The 1,532-nt window shown below is 69.7% G+C and carries 2 protein-coding genes; one reads left to right on the top strand and one right to left on the bottom strand.

The annotated features are described in order from the left end of the window. The coding region (locus ACH4K1_RS32195; RefSeq protein ID WP_398091130.1) for a hypothetical protein at positions 1-143 on the bottom strand (143 nt) is incomplete at its 3' end. A gap of 284 nt (positions 144-427) precedes the next feature. On the opposite strand from ACH4K1_RS32195, the gene ACH4K1_RS32190 reads away from it, so the two are divergent. Then, positions 428-1,381 carry a heme o synthase gene (locus tag ACH4K1_RS32190; RefSeq protein ID WP_398093065.1) on the top strand — a complete coding sequence of 318 codons (954 nt, stop codon included), beginning with the start codon at positions 428-430 and terminating at the stop codon, positions 1,379-1,381. Positions 1,382-1,532: the final 151 nt, after the last annotated feature.

Genomic DNA, 1,532 nt, shown 5'->3' with positions numbered 1-1,532 from the left:
GCAGGCGCGAGGCTCATCGCCGTGCCCGGGTGGCCGTTTCCGACTTTCTGTACGGCGTCCGCGGCGAGAACACGGGCAGTGTCCACGGCCCGCTGATCCACATCGGTCCACTGGAGGTCTGCGGTGGTCGGCTTGATGCTCACCCTGAGTCAGGGCTCCTCTCCACTGTCGTAAACCGGTGACGGTTGCCGCACCGGGCGCTGTCGAGCCTACCCCCGTTGACAGGCGCGCTTTCCGTGCACTTTCCAGGGTGTGGGCGGCGCGCGGAGTTCGCCTCCCGGAGGAAAGCGCCCGGGGGGAACGGTCACCCCCAACACGACCCCACCCCCGCGAAGGAGGGCGTACCCCCAACGTCTAGAGTGGTCGAGTTCGCGCAAGTCTTCACGGGCCTCCTCGGCCGGAGCTTGCTGGGATTTCTCTGTCAGGGGTGTGCGTGACGGCCGTCGAGTCCCGACCCGCAGGGGTCGCCTTGACTCCCAGCCCGGGGGGCCACCGCCCGTTCGGGGCCCGCGTCAAGGCATTCGTGGCGCTTACCAAGCCACGGATCATCGAGCTGTTGCTCATCACCACCGTTCCGGTGATGTTCCTCGCTGCCCAGGGTGTACCCGACCTGTGGCTCGTCCTCACTACCACCATCGGGGGATATCTCTCGGCGGGCGGCGCGAACGCGCTCAACATGTACATCGACCGCGACATCGACGCGCTGATGGACCGCACGTCCCAGCGCCCGCTGGTCACGGGCATGGTCAGCCCCCGTGAATGCCTCGCCTTCGGCATCGCCCTCGCGGTGGTCTCCACGCTCTGGTTCGGACTGCTCGTCAACTGGCTGTCGGCCGCACTGGCGCTCGGCGCGCTGCTGTTCTACGTCGTCGTCTACACGATGCTGCTGAAGCGCCGCACCTCCCAGAACATCGTCTGGGGCGGCATCGCGGGCTGCATGCCGGTCCTCATCGGCTGGTCCGCAGTGACGAACACGGTCTCCTGGGCCGCGGTCATCCTCTTCGCCGTCATCTTCTTCTGGACGCCGCCGCACTACTGGCCGCTGTCGATGAAGGTCAAGGACGACTACGCGCGGGTCGGCGTCCCGATGCTCCCGGTCATCGCCTCCAACCGGGTGGTCGCCAAGCAGATCGTCCTCTACAGCTGGGTGATGGTCGCGGTCTCGCTGCTGCTCACTCCGCTGGGCTACACGGGCTGGTTCTACACGGCGGTGGCGCTGCTCTCCGGCGGCGCCTGGCTCTGGGAGGCCCACGGCCTGCAGAGCCGGGCCAAGGCCGGGGTGACCGGGGCCAAGCTCAAGGAGATGCGACTCTTCCACTGGTCCATCACCTACGTCTCCCTGCTCTTCCTCGCTGTCGCGGTGGACCCCTTCCTCCGCTGACGACGCCTCCGCTTCCGGCGACGGGGGGGGGGGGGGGGGGCCCCCCCCCCCCCCCCCCCCCCCCCCCCGCACCCCCCCCGGGGGGGGCCCCCCCGGGGGGCCGGCAAGCCCGAGCAGACGCAAAGAGCCCCGGCCCCCCCCCGCCCCCCCC

Origin of the sequence: Streptomyces sp. NPDC017448 (genome assembly GCF_044330565.1) — a bacterium.
Lineage (GTDB): Bacteria > Actinomycetota > Actinomycetes > Streptomycetales > Streptomycetaceae > Streptomyces.
The sequence above is the reverse complement of the archived record's forward strand: the minus strand, read 5'-3'. Positions and strand labels throughout refer to the sequence as shown.